This window comes from Flexithrix dorotheae DSM 6795 (assembly GCF_000379765.1).
In the GTDB taxonomy this organism is placed as follows: Bacteria; Bacteroidota; Bacteroidia; order Cytophagales; family Flammeovirgaceae; genus Flexithrix; species Flexithrix dorotheae.
This window is the reverse complement of sequence record NZ_KB903465.1, coordinates 276,512-293,355: the sequence shown is the minus strand read 5'-3', so window position 1 is coordinate 293,355 and position 16,844 is coordinate 276,512. Positions and strand designations below refer to the sequence as shown.

General features: G+C 32.8%; 14 protein-coding genes. All 14 read left to right on the top strand.

What is annotated here, in order from left to right:
* The first annotated feature begins 47 nt into the window (after positions 1–47).
* The 14 genes from neuC to wecB all read left to right on the top strand — a co-directional run bounded on the left by neuC (position 48) and on the right by wecB (position 16,842).
* A complete protein-coding gene (gene neuC, locus A3EM_RS0128165; protein WP_020531602.1) occupies positions 48–1,208 on the top strand; it encodes a UDP-N-acetylglucosamine 2-epimerase in 1,161 nt (386 codons plus the stop codon).
* The gene (locus A3EM_RS0128160; protein ID WP_020531601.1) at positions 1,205–1,909 is read left to right on the top strand and encodes an acylneuraminate cytidylyltransferase family protein; all 705 of its coding nucleotides are present in this window, start codon (positions 1,205–1,207) and stop codon (positions 1,907–1,909) included. The genes neuC and A3EM_RS0128160 overlap by 4 nt, the downstream gene beginning before the upstream one ends.
* Positions 1,897–3,621, top strand: a complete 1,725-nt coding sequence (gene asnB, locus A3EM_RS0128155; protein ID WP_020531600.1) for an asparagine synthase (glutamine-hydrolyzing) — start codon at positions 1,897–1,899, stop codon at positions 3,619–3,621. Before A3EM_RS0128160 ends, asnB begins: the two co-directional genes overlap by 13 nt.
* A 3-nt stretch (positions 3,622–3,624) precedes the next feature.
* Positions 3,625–5,079, top strand: a complete 1,455-nt coding sequence (locus A3EM_RS0128150) for an oligosaccharide flippase family protein (protein WP_020531599.1) — start codon at positions 3,625–3,627, stop codon at positions 5,077–5,079.
* Between the two features lie 30 nt (positions 5,080–5,109).
* Complete coding sequence (locus A3EM_RS46350) at positions 5,110–5,937, top strand: FkbM family methyltransferase (RefSeq protein WP_020531598.1); 828 nt, start codon at positions 5,110–5,112, stop codon at positions 5,935–5,937.
* On the top strand, positions 5,925–7,211 hold the full coding sequence (locus tag A3EM_RS0128140) for a glycosyltransferase (RefSeq protein WP_157638127.1): 1,287 nt from the start codon (positions 5,925–5,927) through the stop codon (positions 7,209–7,211). The genes A3EM_RS46350 and A3EM_RS0128140 overlap by 13 nt, the downstream gene beginning before the upstream one ends.
* Positions 7,212–7,255: 44 nt before the next feature.
* The gene (locus tag A3EM_RS0128135; RefSeq protein ID WP_020531596.1) at positions 7,256–8,656 is read left to right on the top strand and encodes a hypothetical protein; all 1,401 of its coding nucleotides are present in this window, start codon (positions 7,256–7,258) and stop codon (positions 8,654–8,656) included.
* Positions 8,631–9,773 carry a glycosyltransferase family 4 protein gene (locus A3EM_RS0128130; protein ID WP_020531595.1) on the top strand — a complete coding sequence of 381 codons (1,143 nt, stop codon included), beginning with the start codon at positions 8,631–8,633 and terminating at the stop codon, positions 9,771–9,773. Before A3EM_RS0128135 ends, A3EM_RS0128130 begins: the two co-directional genes overlap by 26 nt.
* A gap of 83 nt (positions 9,774–9,856) precedes the next feature.
* Positions 9,857–10,897 (top strand): glycosyltransferase family 4 protein, encoded by a 1,041-nt coding sequence (locus A3EM_RS0128125; protein WP_157638126.1) that lies wholly within the window; start codon positions 9,857–9,859, stop codon positions 10,895–10,897.
* A complete protein-coding gene (locus A3EM_RS0128120) occupies positions 10,894–12,027 on the top strand; it encodes a glycosyltransferase (protein ID WP_020531593.1) in 1,134 nt (377 codons plus the stop codon). The genes A3EM_RS0128125 and A3EM_RS0128120 overlap by 4 nt, the downstream gene beginning before the upstream one ends.
* Positions 12,014–13,375 carry an O-antigen ligase family protein gene (locus A3EM_RS0128115; RefSeq protein WP_020531592.1) on the top strand — a complete coding sequence of 454 codons (1,362 nt, stop codon included), beginning with the start codon at positions 12,014–12,016 and terminating at the stop codon, positions 13,373–13,375. The genes A3EM_RS0128120 and A3EM_RS0128115 overlap by 14 nt, the downstream gene beginning before the upstream one ends.
* A gap of 8 nt (positions 13,376–13,383) precedes the next feature.
* Positions 13,384–14,424 (top strand): glycosyltransferase family 4 protein, encoded by a 1,041-nt coding sequence (locus A3EM_RS0128110; protein WP_020531591.1) that lies wholly within the window; start codon positions 13,384–13,386, stop codon positions 14,422–14,424.
* A gap of 2 nt (positions 14,425–14,426) precedes the next feature.
* Positions 14,427–15,752, top strand: coding sequence for a phenylacetate--CoA ligase family protein (locus A3EM_RS0128105; protein ID WP_020531590.1), 1,326 nt, complete (start codon positions 14,427–14,429; stop codon positions 15,750–15,752).
* Position 15,753: 1 nt separating this feature from the next.
* Positions 15,754–16,842 (top strand): non-hydrolyzing UDP-N-acetylglucosamine 2-epimerase, encoded by a 1,089-nt coding sequence (gene wecB / locus A3EM_RS0128100; protein ID WP_020531589.1) that lies wholly within the window; start codon positions 15,754–15,756, stop codon positions 16,840–16,842.
* Positions 16,843–16,844 lie beyond the last annotated feature (2 nt).

The following is a 16,844-nucleotide window of genomic DNA, read 5'->3' as shown; positions in this document are numbered from 1 at the left end:
AAAAAGAGCCTCTACCAAACCCAATATCCAACTAAAGCATTAAAGTAATGCCATATAAAAGAAAAATATGTGTAGTAGTGACTGCCAGGCCCAGTTATAGCAGGGTGAAAACTGCCTTACAAGCCATAAAAGACCATCCTGATTTGGAATTGCAGCTGGTAGTAGCGGCTTCTGCTTTATTGGATCGATACGGTACAGCAGTGAATGTGATGCAGAAAGATGGCTTTGAAATTACAGCCAAGGTATTTAATGTCCTTGAAGGAGAGAACCAGGCCGCTATGGCCAAGACTACTGGCTTGGGCATATTAGAATTGTCCAGTGTATTCGATAACCTGCAACCTGATGCAGTGGTAACCATTGCAGATCGCTTTGAAACCATGGCCACTGCGATTGCAGCCTCTTATATGAATATTCCACTGGTGCATATACAGGGGGGAGAGGTAACCGGGAATATAGATGAAAAAGTAAGACATGCCATCACCAAACTGGCTGATTTGCATTTTGTAGCTTCCCCCAAGGCTAAGGAAAGAGTAATAAAGATGGGGGAAGACCCTGAAAAGGTATTCTTAACCGGCTGTCCATCTATAGATTTAGCGCATGAAGTTTTGATGCAACCAGAAATGGATTTCGATCCCTTTGAAAAATATGGGGGGGTAGGAGCCCTGAAGGAATTGAAGAACGGTTATCTGGTCGTCATGCAGCATCCGGTAACTACTGAATATAAAGAATCCAGAAAACATATAGAGATTACCCTGGAAGCCATTAATCAATTGCAATACCCCACATTATGGTTCTGGCCAAATGTAGATGCAGGGGCAGATGGCACTTCAAGAGGAATAAGGCATTACAGAGAAATTTATGAGATGCCTCATGTACATTTCTTTAAAAATATGGAACCCAATGACTTTCTACGATTATTAAAAAACAGCAAATGCCTGATAGGGAACTCTAGTGTGGGCATACGGGAATGTGCCTATTTGGGTGTTCCTGTGATTAATATTGGAACCAGGCAAGCAGGACGGGAGAGAGGAAGAAATGTAAAAGATATTAATTATGATGTTGATAACCTAATCAAAAGTATAGAAGAGCAGTGGCAAAATGGAAATTATCCTCCAGATAAAATTTATGGGGATGGGGAGGCTGGTTTAAAAACAGCCCATTTACTGGCAACTCTGCCATTAACATTTGATAAAAAACTTGTGTATTGAAAATATTAGGGATTATACCAGCCAGAGGAGGTTCAAAGGGTGTACCTGGGAAGAATATTAAGTTGTTAGGAAAGCACCCTCTTATATATTATACCATAGAGCGGGCTTTGGAAGCTAAAGGGATTGATCAATTGATGTTAAATACAGATGATCCCAAAATTGCTGAAGTAGGGAAAGAGTTAGGTGTAGAAGTGCCTTTCCTTAGGCCTAAAAGATTAGCTGAAGATGCTACTCCAACACTTCCTGTTATTCAGTATACTTTAAATTGGTTTCTTGATAATGGTATTCAGTATGATGCAGTTTGTTTATTACAACCTACTAATCCCTTTCGACCAAAAGGATTTATAGATGAGGCTATAACAAAGTTCAAACAGAAAGAAATGGATGCGCTGATTTCTGTATTGGAGGTACCTCATGAGTATAATCCACATTGGGTATTTGAGCCAGACCCTGAGGGGAAGTTAAAAATAGCGACAGGAGAAAATACATTGGTCCCAAGACGACAAGAACTCCCTAAGGCTTATTTCAGAGATGGGTCAATTTATCTTACTAAAGCTGAAGTAATCTTAAACGAAAACTCATTGTATGGGCAGAAATTAGGATATATTCTTGCGGATAAAAACCATTATGTGAATATTGATACTATGAAAGATTGGGAAAAGGCAGAGAATAAGTTAACTGATTTAGCATGTGTGGAATAGCTGGAATATTAGGAGAAGTAGGGAGTAGGGAAGAGAAGATGCAAATTATGTTAGACGTTCAGCATCATAGAGGACCAGATGCAAGAGGTGTTTGGAAAGATGAAAATTTTATTTTAGGGCATAATCGGTTGAGTATTATTGACCTTCATGAAGAGGCTAATCAGCCAATGATTAGCAATTGTGGGCAATATATTCTTGTTTTTAATGGAGAAATATATAATTATGAAGAATTACGAAAAGAACTCAAAAATAGATATTCTTTCAAAACACAATCAGATACAGAGGTTTTAATAGCAGCATATATTTGCTGGAAGGAAGACATGCTCAACCGATTGAATGGGATGTTTGCATTTGCATTATGGGATAAAAGAAATCAAAAACTTTTTGCGGCCAGAGATCGATTTGGAGTTAAACCTTTTTATTATGCCTATGATATTCATGGCAATTTCTATTTCGCAAGTGAAATAAAAACCTTGCATGTAGCAGGTATTCCTAAAAAAAGAAATGAAGGGGTTTGGGCTTCATTTCTAACAAGAGGGTACTATCAATATAAGAATAAGACTTTTTGGAAGAATATTTTTCAGTTAGAATCTGGCCACTATTTTTATATTGGCTTAAATGGTGATAGGAAATTCAAAACTGAAAGATGGTATCATTTTATTGATCGTATAAATAAGCTCAAAGCCGATAAAGCCTATCTATCAAGATCGAAGGAGGAACATCTGGAGCAGTATCAGTATTTATTGGAAGATAGTATTCAATTACGATTTAAGGCTGATGTAACAGTAGGGTTTAATATTAGTGGTGGATTGGATTCCTCCACTTTATTAGGGGCAGTTGATCATTTATTTCCAAATGAGGAGATCGAAGCGTTTACTTTTTATTGTGATGATGAGCGTTATGATGAACTGCCCTGGGTAGAGAAATTAATTGCCGCTACAAACAAGGATTTAAATAAAGTTTTATTAACGGCTGAAGAAGTCCCTGAACTTTCCGAAAAAGTTGGCTATTTTCAGGATGAACCCTATGGAGGTATTCCAACAATAGCCTATTCCAAAATATTTGAAAGGGCAAAACAAAAAGGAATAAAGGTATTGTTAGATGGACAAGGAATGGATGAGGCCTGGGCCGGGTACGATTATTATCATCAAAATTCTGATGCAATAGTTCAGGGAGTAAATAGTAGTCCATTTAAGCCTGAAGTACTTACGGAACAATTTAAATCAAATGCTTTAATTGAAGCCTACCCTAAACCTTTTGAAGAGGATTTGCTGAATAAACAATACCGAGATTTATTTTATACTAAAATTCCGAGGGCATTGCGCTTTAATGACCGGGTTTCCATGATGCACTCTACGGAGCTTCGTGAGCCGTTTTTAGATTATCGATTGATAGAATATGCCTTTGCTTTACCTTTATCAATGAAAATCCATGAAGGAAAAGTAAAATGGGCACTTAGAGAATTAGCTAATAAGTACCTTAAAAGTGAGATTATTTTAGCTCCCAAAAGACCTCTACAAACACCACAAAGGGAATGGTTAGGTAATGAATTGCTTCATTTTGTTGAAGAAAAAATTAATCGATTTTCAAAACATAATGTTGTAATACCTGAAAAGTTAATTGAGCTTTGGGAAGCTTATAAAGATGGACAAAGTGAAAATAGTTTTTTTGTTTGGCAATGGATAAATTTTACTTTGGTTTCCAAACTCTAAAAAATGATTAAAAGTGGAAAAAAGGCTTCCAAAGCAATTTTATTTGGAAATATATTTATCCGGGGAATCTCGATTATTGCTTCAGTTATACTGGCTCGTATTTTAACTCCAGAAGATTATGGTTATTGGGTATTGGTGACCTTAGTTACTAGTTTTTTTACTTTGGTAATTGATGTTGGACTTGAAACATACTATATCATTGAGGTTAATTTTATAGGTGATAACAAAACTCCTTCTGACGAAATAGATGCAATTGAAAATTCAGTTTTTTTTTTAAGAGTTTTGTTTAATACTTTATTATGTACAACACAATATTTCTCAGGTTTTTTATTAGGTGATTTTTTTGATGAAACTGTAATAGAAATAATACAGTTATTATCCTTAATTTATCTCATTTCAATTTTTGGTAAGATAAATGAAATGAGATTAAAAAAACGATTAGATTTTTTAAAAATAACAAAAGCAAGCGTAATAGGTGAACTTTTGGGAATTATATTAAAGGTAGGTCTTGCAATATCTGGTTTTGGGGTATTTTGCTTTGCTTATGGAGCTATACTAAAACAAGTAGTTTATACAGGAGTTTTAGTTAGGACAAGTGGTTTCACACCAAAATTTAACAAAATTAAAAAAAATGTAATCAAAAAGACTTTGTGGTTTGCAAAACATTCATGGATAAGTGGTATCTCTGTTTATTTATCACAACAAGGGGACAAGTTTTTTTTGAAAAACAATTATTCATTAAGTTCAGTTGGTTTCTATAATTTCTCTAGTAGTACTGCTGCAATGCCTGTTAATTATTTGCTAGGCCCTCAGCAAAGTTTGGTCATGTCCTATTTATCAAATTATAAACAGGATACTAAAAAATTAATACATGTATTTGATAATTTATTTTTATTTGCCAGTTCATTAATCCCATTTTTTGTTTTGGGCATTGTCTACTCCGATTATATTATCCCAATGATTTTTGGAACAAAGTGGATTCCTGCAATTACTTCAGTGAAGATTTTTCTTTTATTTAATATCTTTAAAATAATATTGTTCCCTTACTTCCCCATTTTGACTGCACTTGGAGAAATAAAAATCAATACACGACTTGTCATTTCTAAATCCATAATATTAATAAGTATTTTATATGTGATTACATGGCTACTTTTGCCAAGCCTGGAGATATACATTACAGTTTATTGTATGGTTGTTTTATTTTTTGATTTAATAAAAGCAATTGTAGGGGTTAAAAAATTAGGTGTAAAAATTAATGACTTTCCATCTTTATCCAAACAGTTTTTTGTAGTTCAGGTTATTAGTGGGATTGTTTTTACTTTAACCTTCAGTTTGTTTGATAAATCGCTTTTAGAGAGCTTAGGCCTAACAATAGCCTATATAGTGATCAGCTATATAGTTTTTAATTTACTTAATTTAAAGACAGTTGGCTTTATTTTAGACTTTTTAAAGAAATAATGAATAATTAAAATTTAACAAAAGGAACATTTGAATAAATTTATAGGATATTCACCCACTGATAAAGTTTTAATATTTTTTTACAACCTGTTTAGGAAAAGAGTATTTAGACTCTTCTATAAAATTATTAGAAGACTAATTATATTTCGAGGAGTTTATTTAACTAACACAGAGTTTATTGTAAAACTTAATTTATCAAACTTTGGCGATAAACTGTTATTAACTAAAGGAAGTTATGAGCCGAAAACATTAGCATTAATAAAAAAAATTTTAAGAGAAGGAGGTTTTTTTTTTGATGTAGGAGCTAATATGGGACTTCATTCATTAACTGGAGCAGCAAATAAAAAAGTAAATGTTTTTTCATTTGAAGCACATTATAAGGCTTTTAGCAGTCTTAGTACTAATAAAACAATTAATGGTTTTAATAATTTGACTCTTTTCAATATTCCTGTTTCTGATGCAAAGAGAATATTAGTATTAAATAATCATTCTTCTGGAAATGTAAGCTCCAGTTTTTTAAGTAAGACTAATATTAATGTGGGAGAAGGTCATACTGTAAGTACAATGGCCTTGAAAGATATTTTAGAATTTTCCAATCTGAATAACATTAAATTAATAAAAATAGATGTAGAAGGACATGAACAAGAAGTAATTAATGGAATTGATTGGGATAACAAATCCTTAAAAATCGAGAATATTATTCTTGAATATAGACCAAAGGTTAATAATGAATTAGATAGTATTGTACAACATTTAATGTCATTAGGGTATAAGTTGAAAAATATGAATATGGAAGAGTTGGATTATGAAAATATTTCGAATCTGCCAGAAAATAATTTATGGTTTTGCAAAGATTAAAAATATTAATATTAGTAGAAAACTTATCTATAAATAAGACATCTTCCGGAATAGGGAGATCCAAACTTATTATGTGCTTGAAACACGGGAAACATGATATTTCTTGTTTGCATGATGATGAAAGTGATTTAAGCTATAGTTGGTTAGAAGGAATATCTCTGGATAAAATTAGAAATAGCAAATTAAACTCATTTGAAAGGTTCTTGTTAAAAATCCCAAAAATAAGAGGTGCTTTTACTTATTTAGATGGCTTTGGGATTTCTTTTTCAAAAAAAATTAAAGACTGGTATAAGTCTATAAATAACCATCTTAAGGAAAACCAATATGATTTGATATTAGTACTTGGCACAGGGATGAGCTTTGCAGCCCATTTTGCAATGGCAAAAGTTAAAACGAATATACCATGGATAGCAAATATCCATGATCCCTTTCCTAAAAAGTTTTATCCTTTACCTTATTCATCTGAAAAAGATAAGAATTTGGTTAACCATTTACTTGCCAATAACTTTAAGAGAGTATTGGATAAAGCTAACATGGTTTCTTTTCCTTCTCAATTATTAATGGAATGGATGTGTGGTTTTTATCAAGGAATTGAGGGTAAATGTATCGTTATTCCTCATCCTGGAATTTTATTAAACCCTGAAGAATTGCCAAGAACTAAAGGAGATGAGGATTCTCGTCTGGTTTTTGACGAAGAGAAAATAAATATTTTGCATTTAGGTACTTTATTAGGCCCTAGAAACCCTACTCATCTTTTTAATGCGTTTAATTCCTTCATACTGAGTTATCCTGATGCTAAAGATTATTTTAAATTATATTTTGTTGGTAGTGTAGCGCCTGAATTGAAAGAAACTATTAAAAAGTTTGAAAATAAGGAGGGAATAGTCATTATTGAAAAAAGGATTAGTTACAGAAAAAGTATTGAACTCATGCAAAGTGCAACAGTTTTATTAATAATAGAAGCTATTGCCAAACAGAGCCCCTTTTTACCTGGGAAATTTTCAGATTATGTCTATTCAAAAACTCCTTTTATTGCCCTTACCCCAATGCATTCTGAGGTAAGGAGACTGTTAGGTGAAGGATATGAATATATGACCGAAACGGATGATGAGGAGGGGTTGATATTAATATTTAAAAAGGTATGGAAATTATATCAGGCAGGAGAAAAAATTACTTTTGATAGGTTAGATTTAATTAACTATGTCTCCAAAGAAAATATAAATTCTATATTAATTAAGGAAGCTATAGCGAAGTTTAAGATTAACAAAAATTAATATTTATAGAAATCAATTAGCTATACATAATTATTTAATTAATAATGAAGGTTTGCTTAATAATACCTGATGGTGTTGGTGTTAGAAATTATTTGTATTCAGATTTAATTCCAAATTTAATAAATAACAATGCAGAAGTTGTGATTTGGCATAGTTTAGATAAAACAATATTGCGGGAAATTGAGCAATTGCATAACATAAAACCATTAACTAGTATTGATTTTGTGAAATTTACTGAACCAACAAAAATACGATTATGGAGGGAAGCGATTTCTTATGCAAGATTAATATTAAATGTAGCAAAAACTAAAAATAAAACGATATTAAGTAATTGGAATAAGAAAAATAATAATCTAAAAAGAAAGATTTTGTACAGTATAGCAAAATTATTAGGTAGCTTTTGGGTTTCGGAGGAAAGAATTTTAAAAGAGGAGAAAAGGCTTTTTAGTTTTTCTAAATCGTCAACTGCTTATAATTTTGTTAGAGAACAATTACTGGAAATAAAACCTGATTTTATTTTTTGTACACATCAACGAATTCCAGAAGGTATGCCCATAATGTTGGCTGCTCAAGATTTAGGGATTCAAAGTAGTACAGCTATTTTTTCTTGGGATAATTTGCCAAAAGCAAGGCTCCCCTTTAGAACTGACATGTATTTTGTTTGGTCTGATTATATGAGAAAAGAATTAAGATATTATTATCCGGAAGTAAAGGATGAACAAATTTTTGTAACTGGGACTCCTCAATTTGATTTTTATAAAAAAAGTGAATTGATTGTTTCCAGAGAAGAATTTGCTAAAAAGTATAAACTAAATAAAGATAAAAGCTGGGTACTATTTTCAGGAGATGATAAAACAACTTCACCTTATGATTCACATTATTTAAATGATGTAGCAGAAGCACTTAGTATGGATTCATCTATTGAACTATTATTTAGGCAAGTCCCAGTTGAAACTGTTGAACGGTATAAGAAAGTTTTAAATAAATTTTTATATATAAAACATATTCCTCCTAGATGGAACAATGGAAGCTTTTGGACAATGAATTTTCCAAAATTTGAAGATGTGAAATTACTTGTAAACCTGGCTTATCATTGTAATACTGTTATAAATATCGGATCTACAATGGCTTTGGATTTTGCAGTTTTTAATCGTCCAGCCCTATATATTAATTATGATTTTCCTTTTGCAAAAAACTGGAGTGTTAAAACAATTTATAATTTTCAGCATTTTGAGACATTAAAAGGAATTGATGCTGTGGGTTGGATAAATAAAAAAAGTGATATTTTAAATTGTGTGCAACAATCTATAAAATTTCCAAATACTGTTGGTTCTGAAAGGTTAATCTGGTTAGAGCGTGTTACAGGCTTTAGTTTAGACTTATCCTCAGATTTTATTTCAAAAATAATTTTAAAAAGTAATGCACATTTGCTTTCTAACTCATGAATACCCAAGGGAAGGTTACCCTCATGGTGGTGTAGGTACCTTTATAAAAACGCTAGGACATGCCTTAATAAAAAATGGGCATAACGTATCGATTGTAGGAATGAATATGAATTCTGCAGACGAATATGAAATTGACGAAGGAGTTGCTATTTATCGATTGGGAAATAATAAACTTAAAGGACTTAACTGGCTGATTCATGCAAAAAAAATTAACCGAAAACTAGATCAAATACATAAAAAAGATAAAATAAACATCATTGAGGCATCAGAGTTCGGTTTTGCCTTTATAAAAAAAAACAGAGATATTAAATATGTAATTCGGTTACATGGAGGTCATCATTTTTTTGCTGAATCTGAAAAAAGAAAAATTAACTTTTGGAAAGGTTTTCAGGAAAAGCGTTCTTTCAAAAATGCTGATAAAATTATTGGGGTTAGTAACTATGTAATGGAGCATACCTCAAAGTATATTGATTTTTCAGACAAAAAAGGTAAGGTAATCTATAACCCTGCAAATTTAGATTCATTTTACCCTTCAGACATTTTAAAGAAAGTTTCAGGTAGAATTTTTTTTGCAGGAACAGTATGTGAAAAAAAAGGTATTAGACAATTGATTCAAGCCTTTCCATTAATAAAAAAAGAGGTTTCTAACGCGCATTTATTAATTGCTGGTCGTGATTGGAAATTTCCAAAAACGGGGAAGTCATATATAGAGTTTTTAAATGATTTTATTGATTCTTCAGTAAAGAATTGTATTCAGTTTTTAGGACCAATAGAAAATAATAAGATGCCTAAGTTTATTGAGGAGTCTGAAGTATGTGTTTATCCTTCACACATGGAGGCGATGCCTTTAGCTTGGATTGAAGTGTTAAGCATGGGAAAAGCCTTGGTGGGAAGTAAGTTAGGTCCAGGTTCAGAAGTAGTGAAAGATGATAAAACAGGCCTTTTATGTGATCCATTTGATCCTGAGGATATTGCAGAAAAAGTAGTTTATCTATTTAAAAATCCTTTAAAAGCTCAAGAACTAGGAAGTAATGCTCGTAAGGATGTTTATGAAAGATTTAGTATTGAGCATTTGTATAAAGAAAATATTAAATTTTATAATTCATTATTAGCTTGAGAAATCCCTTTCTTATTATCACCCATGTTAACCACACATTTCACAATGGGAAATATTATGCTTATGGGCCTTATATAAGGGAAATGAATATCTGGCTAAATCATGTAGAAAATGTGAAGGTTATAGGCGTTTTAAATCCTAATGCTTCAATTCCAAGGGCTATAGATTTGCCTTATGAACATCCAAATATATCTTTTATCCCTATTCCAGCTTTCAATATTCTCACAAATAAAGAAAGATTTATAGCACCAATAAAAATAATTAAAATTATTATTTACTGCTTCATCGCAATGAAAAATGCTAATCATATTCATTTGAGATGTCCAGGTAATGTAGGTTTAATTGGTTGTTTCTTACAAATATTATTTCCTCATAAAACCAAAACAGCTAAATATGCCGGGAATTGGGATCCTGTAAGTAAACAACCTTGGAGCTATCGTTTACAGAGGTTTATATTGAAAAGTGCTTTTCTTACAAAAAATATGATGGCATTAGTATATGGGAATTGGTCAAATAATACTAAAAATATTAAACCATTTTATACTGCATCCTATTCAGAAATGGACAGGCTTGATATTCAAAAATCAATACATTCAGCCAATCAGGTAAAGTTGGTCTTTGTGGGTGGGTTAGTAAAAAATAAAAGACCGGAGATTGGACTTGAAGTGGTTTACTTATTACAAAAGCAAGGTGTAAATGTAACTATGACTTTTTGTGGCGATGGCTTGGAAAGGGAAAGATTAAGAGAAAAAGTACTAAATTTGCAAATCCAGGATCAAGTACATTTTTTAGGCAATGTATCGGCAGAAAAGGTTAAGGCGGTTTTAATTGAATCCCATTTTTTAATTTTTATTTCTAAGTCTGAGGGCTGGCCTAAAGCTGTTGCAGAAGCCATGTGGTGGGGTTGTATTCCTATAACCTCGCCAGTCTCCTGTGTACCAGAGATGGTTGGTTTTGGGAAAAGAGGAGAGTTACTTACACCAAATCCTGAATCTATATCCAAGTGTATAATAAATTATATTTGTAAAAAAAGAGACTACCTAAAAGTATCAAAAAAGGCAATGGAATGGTCTAGACAATATACACTGGAAAGATTTGAAAAAGACATAAAATCATTAATTTGAATATACTTCAGTTAGTCGATTCACTTCATTCAGGAGGAGCTGAAAGAATGGCTTTGAGTATAAGCCATTTATTGAAAGGAAAAAATTATAACGTAATTCTTTGCGCTACCAGAAGTGGAGGGGCACTGGAAAAACTTATCAATAAAGATCTCCCTTATTTCAAATTATATAAGAAGCACATCCTTGATTTAAAATCATTTAATGAGTTAACTCACTTAATTAAGCAGTATAATATCCAGGTGGTACATGCTCATTCCTCGTCTGTTATTTGGGGTGTAGGCATTAAGGTTTTATTTCCAAAGGTTAGGTTAATTTGGCATGACCATAATGGTGCTAGAGCAGCTAAGCCTTCTTTTCAAAACTTGTTGTATAAAGCAATTTCTTTTAAAATTGATGGAATTATAACGGTTAATGAAGACTTGCTTGATTGGTCCAGAAAAAATATGAAACTTCCCCAAGAGAAAATCGTGTTGCTCCATAACTTTCCTGAAGAAGCAGTTTGTCAGTTTTTAGAGGAGAAAAAACAAGAGAGTTTTATTAATATCATTTGTGTTTCCAACCTGAGGTATCCAAAAGACCATTTTACACTGGTAAGAGCATTATCATTGGCAAAACATAAATTAAAAGGAGCAAAACAGCTTAAATTATTTTTGGTTGGAGCTTTCCCTGATGAAGAGTATCATCTTAAGTTGAGCAACCTGATTGATGAATTGGTATTAGAAAATGAAATTGAATTAATGGGATCTCGAATAGATGTAATGTCTTTAGTTCAGCAATCAGATATAGCAGTGCTTTCGTCTACATCCGAAGGATTACCTGTGACATTACTTGAATATGGTTTAGCCAGAAAACCTGTGGTAGTAACAGATGTAGGCCAATGCGCTAAGGTGGTTAATCTCGGAAAAGGAGGATGGTTGATTCCTAAATCAAACCCTGAACAATTTGCTGAAGCTATTTTAGAGGCAATTAGCAAACCAGATATTGCAATTAAGAAAGCCGATTTTTTGCATCAAAGTGTTAAAAAATATTATAGTGGAGAGGCCTTTGCCAAAGGGTACAAAGAATTATTAAAAGTAATTGGATTAAATGAAGAATCAGGACTAAATAAACCCCAAAGTGTTTTTAGGTAAACTTTTAAATATACACAAAAAAAAGTACTGGCTGGTTTTTCATGCTTTATTAGGAATCTCTTCTACAGTAAGTCCATGGCCATTGATATTCTGGTTTTATTATGTTTTTTTCAAATCATTGTCTGCTGTGTTATCAGGTCACAACTTTAGCAGGAATTTAGCGATTTCTTATTTAATAGCCTATTTAGTTCCTTTTGAGCTATTGGCAAGGATGGCTCAAACTTCGCCCTATGTTCCTTACGAATTAAGTAAATACTTGATGTTCATATTACTTGGATATGGGATAATAAGAAATAATGTGAAAAGAAAAGTAGGTTTTTGGTTGTTTATTTTGCTATTGCCCGCTTTATTTTTTGATTTGAGTAGTCAGGTAATATTTTCTGATATTGTATTTAATTTACTAGGACCTGTCAATTTGACTTTAGCCATTTTATATTTTAGTAATATTGGTTTAGTTTTTCCTCATCTTAAAAATACACTAGGGCTAATGTTATACCCTTTATTCTGTGTTTTGGTATTTACTTTCATTAAAACTCCAGCGTACAATGAAATAGAGTTTAATTTAGGTGCTAATTTTTCTACCACAGGGGGATTTGGTTCAAATCAGGTTTCAACGGCTTTAGGACTTGGTGCCTTTCTAACCTTTTTGTTTTGGTTAAACCGATGGAAATGGAGTGGATTAAGAAAATTAGATGCATTTCTACTTTTTGGATTTTTATTTCAGGGTTTACTTACCTTTTCGAGAGGGGGTATGTTAGGAGGTGCATTAGGAATTATTATTGTTGGCTGGTATGTCTCAAATCTTTCTTTAAAAGACAGAATAAAATATCGACTGCCTAACTTCAAAAAATATGTTTTGCCAGCTACCTTCATAATTATAATTACAATTACTTTGGGAAATCAAATTACCGATGGGAAACTTTTATTGAGGTATCAAGGGGAGACTCAAAGTACCTTAAAAGGAACTCGAGATAAGACATTAAATTTGTACACAACTAATCGTTTTGATATTTTACTAGGTGATATTGAATTACTTTTGGAGTTTCCAATTACTGGAGTAGGTGCAGGGGCATCTAAATATCTGAGACCTACTCATAATGGTAATCTTGCCCATGTTGAATTCAGTCGATTATTAGCAGAACATGGAAGTTTGGGTTTGATCTTTATTCTAATATTTTTGGGTTTAAGTTACAATATACTTAAAATAAAAATAAGTCCGCTTTGTAAATCTATATTAATTTCTTTATTCTTAATTGGTATTTTTACATCATTTCATGCTGCTATGCGAACTTTTGTTACACCATTATTAGTTGGTTTGTCTCAAATAAATATTAGACGGGAGTTATAGATTTTTTCATGAAAAGTCAGTATAAACTTAAGATACTTTTTATTGGAAATCAATTGTCCAAACATGGTTTTACACCGACATCTGTTGACACTTTGGGTGTTAAATTAAAGGAGGTGTATAAAGTAATTCGAGGATCATCTATTCCACATCCAATTTTTCGACTCTTTCATATGTGGCTGTTGGTTCTTAAAAATAGAAATGCCAACTATTTGCTCATTGATACTTATAGTACTTCTGCATTCTTTTTTGCCTGGACATCTGCAAGAATAGCAGGCTGGTTTAATTTAAAATATATTCCAATTCTTCATGGAGGAAGTTTGCCAAGAAGAGCCAAACAGTCTCCAAATATAATGAAAAGGTATTTGAGCAAGGCTTTTAAAGTAGTATGTCCCTCTAATTATTTAAAAGAGGCTATGGAAAAGGTTATTGAGAGGGACTTTCAAGTTATTCCTAATTATATAAATATTAAGAACTACCCATTAGTGGAAAAGGCAATAAACAAAGAAGAGGGAATTAAACTTTTATGGGTAAGGTCATTTCATAAAATATATAATCCCTGTATGGCCATTGATGTATTAAAAAAGTTAACCGCTAAAGGTTTTACAAATACTCAACTCTGCATGGTTGGACCTGATAAAGATGGCAGTATGGTTAAAGCACAGGAGTACGCAAAAATGTTAGGAGTCGATAATTTTGTCACATTTACAGGAAGATTATCTAAAGGAGATTGGATTGCCTTATCAAAGAAATATAATATTTTTATTAATACTACAAATGTAGATAATACTCCGGTTAGTGTTATAGAGGCGATGGCATTAGGATTCCCTGTCATTACTACTAACCCTGGAGGGATTCCTTTTTTATTTGAAAATGGTAAAGAAGGTGTGATGATTAATTGTGGTGATTCTGATATGATGGTAGATGAAATAACAAACCTCGCTAAGGATATTGAAAAATATATTATGTTATCTTCCAATGCCAGAAAAAAGGCTGAAGAATTTGCCTGGGAGAATGTTAAATTAAAATGGAATAACATCCTAGAATCTTAAGCATGATTAACCTTTTTCAAAAATCACTTACTTTTCAGGGGTTTCCCATTGAACAAGCTCAACAGAAACTACTTCAAATTCACCAGCTAAATACTCATGAAATAATTAAAAGAAATGAACAAGCTTCTTGGGCAATCTTCAGGCATCATTTCCAGTATAATTCTGTGTACAGGCAGTTTGTTAAAAACGGTTTCTTTAGAAAAGATGACTGGCAAAGTATTCCTGTTTTAACCAAAAAAGATTTACAGCAGCCTCTTTCCTGTAGATTGAGTGAAGGGTTTACAGCCAAAAATGTTCATTTGCACAATACTTCTGGTTCCTCAGGTACCCCATTTTATTTTGCAAAAGATAAATATTGCCATGCAATGAGTTGGGCCATTAATATCCATCGATTTGGGCAATTTGGTGTTGAGTTTGGTAATAGCTTGCAGGCACGGTTTTATGGGATCCCTTTGGGAGGTATAAAATATTATAAGGAACTGATAAAAGATAAAATCGCAAAAAGGAAACGCTTTCCTGTGTTTGATTTATCCGATGAGAAGTTAGAACAAATTTTTCATTCTTTTAAAAATAATCCTTACTACTATGTGAATGGCTATACCAGTAGCCTGGTACTTTTTGCACGTTTTCTAATTGATAAAGGAGTAACCGCTAAAGCTGTATGCCCTAACTTGCAAGTGGTTTTCACTACATCAGAAGTTTGTAGTCAGTTAGACAGAAAGATATTGGAAGAAGGCTTCGGAGTAAGGGTGGTGAATGAATATGGAGCGGCAGAACTTGATCTTATTGCATTTGAAGACAAAGATGGCGACTGGCTATTAAACTATGAATCGCTATTTGTTGAGATATTGGACGAAAAGAATCATGCTGTGCCTCCTGGGGAAGAAGGGCGGGTAATTGTTACTGCTTTATATAACAAAGCTATGCCCTTTATTCGGTATGAACTTGGGGATACAGCCATTCTTTCCAGAAATAGAAAAGGTAATTATCAGGTTTTGGAGAAAGTGACAGGCAGGACAAATGATATTGCATTACTCCCGAGTGGTAAAAAATCTCCAGGTTTAACATTTTATTATATCTCTAAATCTTTATTAGAACAGGGGAGTATTGTGAAAGAGTTTATCATTAAACAATTGGCGCTTGATCACTTTCATTATGAATATGTGGCAGAGCGTTCATTAAACACTTTCGAAAAGGAGCAAATAAAAAAAGCTATGGATAAATATTTAGAACCGGGACTTAAAGCCACATTCGAACAGAAAAAAGTAATAAAAAGGACAAAAGCAGGAAAACTGAAACATTTTCAAAACTTAATCTCCTTAGACTAAAATGCAAATTGATTTAATTGCAGGTGCTCGCCCAAATTTCATGAAAATAGCACCTATCATTGATGCTATTAAAGCACAGCAAAATAAAGGGAGGTCCATCTCTTTCAGGTTAGTACACACAGGGCAGCATTATGATAAAAAAATGAGTGGTGACTTTTTTGATGAGTTGGGAATCCCTCAGCCAGATGTGAATTTGGGAGCAGGCGGTGGTACTCAAGCCGAACAAACTGCTAAGATTATGATAGGTTATGAAAAGCTATTATTTGAAAAAGGGACAGATTTATGCTTGGTAGTTGGGGATGTAACTTCTACAATGGCATGTGCTATTGTCGCCAAAAAACTTAATGTTAAAGTTGCTCATGTGGAAGCAGGAATTCGTTCAGGGGATCTTACTATGCCTGAAGAAATTAACAGAATGGTGACGGATAGTATAACCGATTATTTTTTTACCACTTCCAAAGTCGCTAATCGCAATTTGTTGCAGTTGGGTATTCCTGAAAACCGGATATTTTTTGTAGGGAACACCATGATTGATACTTTACTTAAAAAGAAGGATGACTTTCAAAAGCCTGATGTCTGGGAAGAAGTTGGATTGAAGGAAGCCAAATATATTGTGATGACTTTACATAGGCCTGGGAATGTGGATGAAGAAGAGAAGTTAAAAATAATGATTGAAACTATTGTGCTTCAAAGTCAAGGAATGCCGATTATTTTTCCAGTTCACCCCAGAACACAACAGGTATTGGACAGACTTGGTATTAAAGCTCCAAACTTCAATTCTATTCCTCCTCTTGGTTATTTAGCCTTTAATTTTCTTGTTAAAAATGCTAAAGTTGTGATTACTGATTCTGGAGGAATTACTGAAGAAACCACTGTATTGGGAGTGCCCTGTATGACGCTTAGAGATAATACAGAACGACCTGAAACTATAACACAGGGAACAAATGAATTAATAGGTACACTCCCTGAAAATTTAAAACCAGCATTCGAAAAACTTTTTGCCGGTAATTGGAAGAAAGGTAGTATTCCGGAAAAGTGGGATGGAAAAGCTGCTAAAAGAATTATTGAACACTTAATTGAGTTAGGGTAAGT

What these genes read in the sequence shown, in the direction of transcription:
- A3EM_RS0128105 (WP_020531590.1), top strand. Translation starts at nt 14,427, where the DNA reads ATGATTAACCTTTTTCAAAAATCACTTACTTTTCAGGGGTTTCCCATT.
- A3EM_RS0128110 (WP_020531591.1), top strand. Translation starts at nt 13,384, where the DNA reads ATGAAAAGTCAGTATAAACTTAAGATACTTTTTATTGGAAATCAATTG.
- A3EM_RS0128130 (WP_020531595.1), top strand. Translation starts at nt 8,631, where the DNA reads ATGCACATTTGCTTTCTAACTCATGAATACCCAAGGGAAGGTTACCCT.
- asnB (WP_020531600.1), top strand. Translation starts at nt 1,897, where the DNA reads ATGTGTGGAATAGCTGGAATATTAGGAGAAGTAGGGAGTAGGGAAGAG.
- A3EM_RS0128150 (WP_020531599.1), top strand. Translation starts at nt 3,625, where the DNA reads ATGATTAAAAGTGGAAAAAAGGCTTCCAAAGCAATTTTATTTGGAAAT.
- A3EM_RS0128135 (WP_020531596.1), top strand. Translation starts at nt 7,256, where the DNA reads ATGAAGGTTTGCTTAATAATACCTGATGGTGTTGGTGTTAGAAATTAT.
- A3EM_RS0128125 (WP_157638126.1), top strand. Translation starts at nt 9,857, where the DNA reads ATGAATATCTGGCTAAATCATGTAGAAAATGTGAAGGTTATAGGCGTT.
- neuC (WP_020531602.1), top strand. Translation starts at nt 48, where the DNA reads ATGCCATATAAAAGAAAAATATGTGTAGTAGTGACTGCCAGGCCCAGT.
- wecB (WP_020531589.1), top strand. Translation starts at nt 15,754, where the DNA reads ATGCAAATTGATTTAATTGCAGGTGCTCGCCCAAATTTCATGAAAATA.